At 73.5% G+C, this 7434-nt stretch carries 5 protein-coding genes; 2 read left to right on the top strand and 3 right to left on the bottom strand.

The features are described 5' to 3' along the window. Window positions 1–960 (top strand): RICIN domain-containing protein (locus tag ABTY98_RS16035; protein ID WP_352221512.1); only part of this gene is annotated, 960 nt, incomplete at its 5' end. A gap of 4 nt (window positions 961–964) precedes the next feature. Here the strand turns inward: ABTY98_RS16035 and ABTY98_RS16030 are convergent. The 3 genes from ABTY98_RS16030 to ABTY98_RS16020 all read right to left on the bottom strand — a co-directional run bounded on the left by ABTY98_RS16030 (window position 965) and on the right by ABTY98_RS16020 (window position 4364). Then, window positions 965–2920, bottom strand: a complete 1956-nt coding sequence (locus ABTY98_RS16030; RefSeq protein ID WP_352221511.1) for an ATP-binding protein — start codon at window positions 2918–2920, stop codon at window positions 965–967. Next, the gene (locus ABTY98_RS16025; RefSeq protein ID WP_352221593.1) at window positions 2917–3576 is read right to left on the bottom strand and encodes a Pvc16 family protein; all 660 of its coding nucleotides are present in this window, start codon (window positions 3574–3576) and stop codon (window positions 2917–2919) included. Before ABTY98_RS16025 ends, ABTY98_RS16030 begins: the two co-directional genes overlap by 4 nt. Before the next feature lie 125 nt (window positions 3577–3701). Continuing rightward, entirely contained in the window at window positions 3702–4364 is a 663-nt protein-coding gene (locus tag ABTY98_RS16020) for a helix-turn-helix transcriptional regulator (protein WP_352221592.1), read from the bottom strand. A gap of 318 nt (window positions 4365–4682) precedes the next feature. On the opposite strand from ABTY98_RS16020, the gene ABTY98_RS16015 reads away from it, so the two are divergent. Continuing rightward, window positions 4683–7415: a LuxR C-terminal-related transcriptional regulator gene (locus ABTY98_RS16015; protein WP_352221510.1), complete on the top strand. Its 2733-nt coding sequence runs from the start codon at window positions 4683–4685 to the stop codon at window positions 7413–7415. Window positions 7416–7434: the final 19 nt, after the last annotated feature.

The following is a 7434-nucleotide window of genomic DNA, read 5'->3' as shown; positions in this document are numbered from 1 at the left end:
AACGTCCAGATCGAACCCGGCCGCGCCGCCTTCATCAAAGCCACGCTGAAGCCCCGGCGGATCATCTGGTTCGGGCCGAAGGAACAGCGGCCGTACGCGCTCACCATCCAGCGGGCGGGCGTCAATCCACAGCCTGTGGACGGAACGTACATCCAGCGCGGCTTCCTGCCCCGCTGGATCGCCACCCTCTTCGGCACCCTGCTGGCCCTCGCCATCACCTTCGCCCTGATCTGGATCGCCTACAAACCCCAGGTCAAGAGCCTGGCCCGGGAAGAGACCCAGGTAGCGGGCGTCAGCTCCCTCGCCCCCAGCCCCACGGCCGGCCCATCCCTGGCCGCCGCGCCGGAACCCTCGCCGTCACAGGCCGAGCAGCAGTCCGACAACGGCAGCGGCGGGTCCGACACCCAGGCGGGCGGGGGCGGCGGCCAGGCCCAGCCGTCCCCCCAGGCGACGAAGAAGAAGGCCCCGAAGGCCGTCGTACCGGCGAACAACGTCCTGCTGCTCAACACGACCACCAAGAAGTGCGCGGACATCCCCGGCTACGAAAAGGGGACCAGCGGCGGCCCGGTACGGGAGTACACCTGCAACGAGACCACCGCCGACAACCAGCGATGGAACCTAGAGGTGCGCTACGCGAAGGGCGGTCCGGGCTCGGCCGCGCTCTTCCAGATCCGGAACGTGAAGGACCAGCTCTGCATGGACCTGCCCAACTACGGTTCGGCGGCCCTGTCCTCACCGATCACCGAGTACAAGTGCGACGGCACCAAGGCCGACAACCAGCTCTGGTGGATCGACAAGCAGCCCAGCGGGGCGTACTGGATCCGTAACTTCGCCAGCGACAACCTCTGCCTGGACGTGGCCGGCTACAGCACCGGCGGCAACGACACCAACCTGACCCTGTACCACTGCTCGAACACCGACGACCAGGAGTGGAAGATCGTGCGTCCGTCGGGGGACTAGACGGTCACCAGGTGCCCGGTACCAGGCGGCCCGCCTTGCGGTATTCGCGCTGGGCGCCTTCCAGGAGGTCCGCCGCGGTGAGTGACCCTCCGCGGCCGGCGGCCAGGTAGGCGGCCGTCACCACGGCGCTGCGGATGGCGCCGCCGGACAGTTCGAAGTCGCCGGCCAGTGGCCGGAGTTCGATGTCCGGCTCGCTCGGTACGTGTACCAGCCCGTGCCGCCACAGTGCCAGTCGCTGTTCCTCGTCGGGGAACGGGAAGTCGATCACCAGGTCCAGGCGGCGGGTGAAGGCCTCGTCGATGTTGGCGCGCAGGTTGGTGGTGAGCAGCGCGATGCCGTCGAAGGCCTCCAGGCGCTGGAGGAGGTAGGCCGACTCCAGGTTGGCGTACCGGTCGTGGGCGTCCTTGACCTCGGAGCGCTTGCCGAAGACGGCGTCGGCCTCGTCGAAGAGCAGCACGGCGTCGGTGCGGTCGGCCTCGGTGAAGATGCGCTCCAGGTTCTTCTCGGTCTCGCCGACGTACTTGTCGACGACGGAGGAGAGCTGGACCACGTAGAGATCCAGGCCGAGTTCGGCGGCCACCACCTCCGCCGACAGGGTCTTGCCGGTGCCCGACTCGCCGGCGAACAGGCCGAGGACTCCGCGGCCCCGGCCGCCGCCCGCGCTCAGCCGCCAGTCGCCGAGCACCCGGTCGCGGTGGCGGGCACGCAGGGCGAGTTCACGCAGTTCGGTGAGCGGGCGTTCGGGCAGCACCAGGTCCCGCCAGTCGACGGCGGGCCGGATCCGGCGGGCGTGCTGTTCGAGACCGGACGCCGACTGCTGGCGGGCGGCCAGCCGCAGATGGCCGGCGGCCAGCGGGGTGCCGTCGAAGGCGGCCAGGGCCTGCGCCGCCCGGGCCGCGCGGACGAGCCGTTCACCGCCCAGGTGGTACGGGGCGACGGTGGCCGCCAGGTCGAAGCCGGAGGTGTCGGGGAGTACGGCCGCCCAGGCGTCCACCGCCGCGGCGCGCCGGGACGGCACCTCCAGGACGAGGGGGTCGCGGTGGTCGCACCACTGGGGGTCGTAGGGGTGCGGGGTGGAGATCAGCGCCGTGACGTCGGGGGACGTGGCAAACGACCCGGCGAGTGCGCGGGGTTGTGCGGCTTCGACGAGAATCGCCCGTCCGGTCAGCCGGGCCTCCCGGAGCACCTCCGGGGCGTGCTCCTCGGGGCCGGTGTAGTGCCAGGCCTCCACCCCGGCCAGCCGCAGGGCGGCCGTCGCGCAGCCCAGGCCCTCGCCCTCCCGTCGCTCCCGCAGGTACGCGAAGAGCGGCCCGGCTCCGATCCGGCCGGCCAGCCGCCGTACGAACTCCTCGTCGACGGCTTCGCTGTCGTACGACGGTGAGCGCAGGTGTCCCGCCAGGGCCGGGTCCGGGGTGTCGTCGCCTAGGAGGTGGGCAAGGACCCGGTCGGGGACGCGCAACGAGCGGCTGAGGAAGGGCCGTTCGGGCTCCTCCACGGTGAGCAGGCCGAGCGCGGTGAGCGGGGCGGTGGGGTGGAAGCGGGCGCGGGCCTCGGCGAGGTGGGCGGGGGCGCCGTACAGGTCGAGGGCGAGGGCGACGGTGGCGCGGCGGCGGCCGACGTCGTCGTTGAGGTAGCCGTACAGCGGCTCGAAGGTGCGGTCCAGGTCCGGGGCGAGCGCGGTCAGCAGGATCGTGGTGTCGAGGGGGGTGAGGCGCAGGCGGGTGGCGAGGTCGGTGAGCCGGTCGGTGAGGTCCTGCTCCAGCGGGGGGAGTTCGGCCGGGGTCTCCGGGCGCAGGAAGTGCCGTACCGCCTCCTCCGAGAGGTACAGACCGCGCAGCGGGTCGGTGGCCGTCGGGTCGCCGGCCGAGCGGTGGGCGACGAGGGCGGCGGCCCGCTCGCGCAGCCCGGACAGCCGGGCGAGGAGCGGGGCGACCGGCGTCAGGGAGACATCCAGGGTCACGCCCGGTTCCCCCGGGCGGCCTTGGCCTGGGCGACCTGGACGGGCCGGTGGGCCCGCTCCTCGAGGACCGGTGCGGTCTCGTCCAGACCCTGGCGTACGCGGACGGCGGCGCCCTCGGTGACCGGCGGACCGGCGTCGTACTCGGGGTAGGCCGGGAAGGGTGCCGTGATGACGACGTCCAGGGAGGGCTTGAGCTCTCCGCCGAGCGCCGACCAGATTTCGGCCAGGGACCGGGCCTCGGTCTGGATACCGGCCACCGAGAGGGGCACGGTCAGCCCCAGCTCGCGCAGGGAGTGCGGCAGTTCGCCCGGATGGATCAGCTCCCTCGGGATCAGGGTCGCCAGCACGGCGCTGATCAGCCGGTGTTCGTCCTCGGGCCGCTTGGTCCACGCCGTCACCAGGTACGACAGCCGGAACCACCGGGGCGGCTGCCGGCGCTTGACGATGACGTCCCGCTCGTCCCGGACGTCGAAGTGCCCACGCTGACGCCGTTTCACGTCCTCCCGGATGTCGTACAGATAGCTGTTGATCACCGGGCCGTTGCGGCGGGCCGCCCAGTCGCGGGTCGGGGCGTCGAAGGAGATGTCGATGCCGGAGCCCTCCAGCGCACCGCTGGTCAGCAGGGACCGCAGTACCTGGTCCACCTCGTGGATCACGCCGTACTCACCACCCCATGGACCTGTCCGCACTCATATCCATCCTGCCCTTCGCCCCCGCCGCACCCGCAGGAACGGCCGGGCAGACCCCGCTGCCCGGGAACCGGTGCACGCTGCCCGTTCGGTCAGATGTAGCCTTCCCGGAGGGCATGGGCCACGGCGTGTGCCCGGTTGCGCAGATGCAGCCGGGTCGTCAGCCCGTGCATGACGTTCTTGACGGTGCGCTCGGAGTAGGACAGCTTGCTGGCGATCTCACCGGTGTCGAGTCCCTCGGCGACCAGCCGCAGTACGTCCACCTCACGGGCGGACAGCCCGGAGGCCGGGGCGCCCGGGCGGCCGGCGGCGTTACGGTGCAGGGTGCCGACCTGGTTGATCAGCCGGCCGAGCAGGTCGGCGGGCAGGTCGCCGTCGCCGCGGGCGGCCGCCAGCACGGCCTGCACGAGCCGGAGTTCGCTGGCCTCGTGCCGCCAGACGATGGCGCCGACCCCGCACTCGATCACATCGAGCAGCTCGGTCTCGCGCAGCGCCCCGACCACGAGCACGGCCCGCGCGCCCTCGCTGCGCACGACGCGGCGCAGCCGGGTGAGCTCCGGTTCGTCGAGGCTGTCGCTGATGAGCAGGGCGACCGTGCCGGGGCCGGTCTCGGACTCCTCACGCAACTCGATCTCCGGGTGCCGACGCAACTGGCTGAGCGCGCCTTCGCGGGAGATCGGGTCGGGTGCGTACACCGCAACGGGCGTGCGGACGACCGACGCTGATGAGCTGTTGCTGACCAACCGCTTCCCCAATGTCCACGTGCCCGTCACCCCTGAGGGAACGGTGACGGACGGGAGTACCAAGCCTGGTGCGGCCAAAGGGGCAGGGGCAATCGTGGACCACCACGACAGGGACCACGAGATGTGGGGGGCGGGTGCGGTTGTGGGTGACTGCGGGCCGGTGGGGGTTGTTCGCGCCACGCACCCCGGGCCCCGCCCCACATCCACAACCCCGTACCGAATGTGCCGGCCCGGCAACAAACCCCCCGCCCATCCCGCCACCCCACAACTTCTCCCACCCCCGCCGCCTCTAACCCCCCGAACCCACCAGCGCACCGCGAGGAGCCAGGAATGAGCGATTCGTCCCCTGAACTCGCCGACGCCATGCACCTGTTGGCCGACGAAGCCGAACGCACACGGACCGGGACCGGCCGGCTCGTGCTGCTGCGGGGCGCCACCGGAACCGGCCGTACCACCGTCCTGGAGGCCGCGGCCGAGCAGGCCGCCGCCCTCGGTCTGAAGACGCTCCGCGCCCGCTGCTCCCCCGCCGACACCGCCATCTCCTTCGCCACCGTCCTGCAACTGCTCGGCCCGGTACCGGAGTTCGCCGACCTCGCGGTGGACGGCGACGAGCGGGCGACCGCCGCCAGGCTGTGGCGGGTGCTGCGCGCCTACGCCGAGGACTCGCCGCTGCTCGTCGCCGTGGACGACGTGCACCTCGCCGACGCCCCCTCGCACCGCTGGCTCGTGGAGTCCGCCCGCCACATAGACCGCTTACCGATCCTCCTGGTCGTCGGCGAACGCAGCCAGTACGACCTCGATCCGCCCACCCCAGGCTTCGCGCACACCCTCCCCCCGGCGCTGGTCCGGACCCACACCCTCGCTCCCCTCACCCAGGAGGCCGCGGCCGGCCGGGTGCGTGACGCCTTCCCGGCCGCGGACCGGGCCTGGGTGGACGACTGTGTGCGGGCCGCCGCCGGCAGTCCGCTGCTCCTGCGCGCCCTGCTCGACGACCTCCGCGAGGCCCGGCACCCGACGGTGCCCACCGCCACGGCCGCGCTGTACCCGGGCGCGTACCCGGCCGCCGTCCGCTGGTGGCTGGACAGTGCGGGACCGTCCACCACCGAGGTCGCCCGCGCCCTCGCCGTACTCGAAGAGAACGCCGGCGCCGGGCTGCCGGAGATCGACCTCACGCCCCTGCTCGCCGAGCTGACCGGCGCCGACCCCACGCGGGTGGCCGGCTGGCTCACCGCCATGACCAACATCGGCCTCCTCGCCCCCGGCCCCGAGGGGCGTCCCCACTACCCGCACCCCCTGCTGCGCGACGCCGTCCTCGCCGGTGTGCCCGCGGCCCGCCGCCGGGCCGCCCACCGGGCCATCGCCGAGGCGATGCTCCGCCAGGACGCGCCCGCCGAGGCCGTGGCCCGCCAACTGCTGTCGACCGGCCCGGTGAACGCCCCCTGGGCGGTGCCCCTGCTCAAGGACGCGACCGCGCTCGCCCTCTACGACGACCGTGCCGCGGACGCGGTCGGCTATCTGCGCCGGGCCCTGGAGGAACCCCTCCCCGACGACCGCCGGCAGCGGCTGCTGACCGAGCTGGGCTCGCTGGAGTACGCGGCACCCCGCTCCTCCGCCGCGATCCCCCGGCTCGCCGAGGCACTCCGGCTGCCCGCCGCCCCGCAGGACCGGGTGCGCGCGGCTGTCGCCCTCGGCACCGCGCTGACCGGCCGGGGCCGCACCCGCAAGGCCGTCGAGCTGCTGCGGTCCGTGGACGGCGAGCTGAACGACCACCCCGACCTGGTGCGCACCCTGCACACCGCCTCCATCCTCCTCTCCGACCAGGACCAGGAGGTACGGCAGGAGGTCTACGGCCGGCTGTCCGAGACCGCCGAGCGCTCCCCTGAGCTGGTCGGCACGGCCGGCCAGGCCCTGCTGGTGCGGCACGCGGCCACCGCGGGCCTCATCTCGGCCCGGGACGCCATGCGGCGGCTGCGCACCCTGCTCGCCGAACCCACCGACCCGCTCACCGAGCCGTTCCTGGTCGGTACGGCGGCCACGGTCGCCCAGTGGGCCGACGAACTCGACGAGGCCGATCGGCTGGTGGACCGGGGGCTGGCCGGGCAACGCCCCGAACTGCTGCACCCCATGCACCAGGCACTGATCCACAGCCGTTCGGACATCACGGCGGCCCGCGCCGACTACACCCACCCGACGGCCGTACCCGAGTCGGTGACGCCCGGCAACGCCCACGCACACACCCTGATCGCCCTGGTGGAGACCGGCCGTACCGCACAGGCCGAGGGCCTGGTCGCCGGGCTGGACCTGCGGGAGGCGGCGGACTCCTGGGAGCTGAACCGGTTCCTCTACGCGCGGGGAGTCGTGCGGGCCGCCGCCGGTGATCCGGCGGGGGCGCTGGACGACTTCCTGGAGTGCGGCCGCCGCCAGTCCGCCCGTGAGGTGATCAGCCCGGTGGTCACCCCCTGGCGTACGGCCGCCGCCGAGTGCCGGCTGGCCCTCGGCCGCCCCCTCGAGGCCATCGCCCTGGCCGAGGAGGAGCTGCGGCTGGCCCGGGTCTGGGGCACTCCGCGCACGGTGGGCCGGGCCCTGCGCGTTCTCGGTGCGGCGACCGGTGGCCGCCGGGGTCTGGAACTCACCGAGGAGGCCGTGGCCTTGCTGCGGGACGCTCCCGCCGCCGGTACCGAACCGGCGGAGGCCCTGCTCGCCCTGGGCCACCGGCTGACCGCCGCCGGTGAGGGCGCGCGGGCCCGTGACAGTCTGCGGGAGGCCGTGGAGCACGCCGAACGGCTCGGTGCCGTACGGCTGGTGGAGCTGGCCGAGGGGATGCTGCGCAAAGGCGGCGCCCGCTCCCCCAGACGCCGTACCGGCGCCGCCTCCCTGACCGGCAGCGAGCGCCGGATCGCCGAACTCGCCGCCGAGGGCCGCACCAACGTGGAGATCGCGGCCCTGCTCCATCTGGCCCGCCGTACCGTGGAGACCCATCTCACCCACACGTACAAGAAGCTGGGCATCCGCCGACGGGCCGATCTGCGCCCGGCCCTGGATCAGGGCGCCCCGCACCAGTAGGGACCCTGGGGGGCCGACG

The sequence above is a fragment of the Streptomyces sp. NPDC096040 genome (assembly GCF_040303265.1).
Lineage (GTDB): Bacteria > Actinomycetota > Actinomycetes > Streptomycetales > Streptomycetaceae > Streptomyces.
This window is presented reverse-complemented; position numbering and strand designations above follow the sequence as displayed.

Excerpts from the sequence above, each read along its gene's own strand:
- ABTY98_RS16015 (WP_352221510.1), top strand. The coding sequence starts at position 4,683 with ATGAGCGATTCGTCCCCTGAACTCGCCGACGCCATGCACCTGTTGGCC.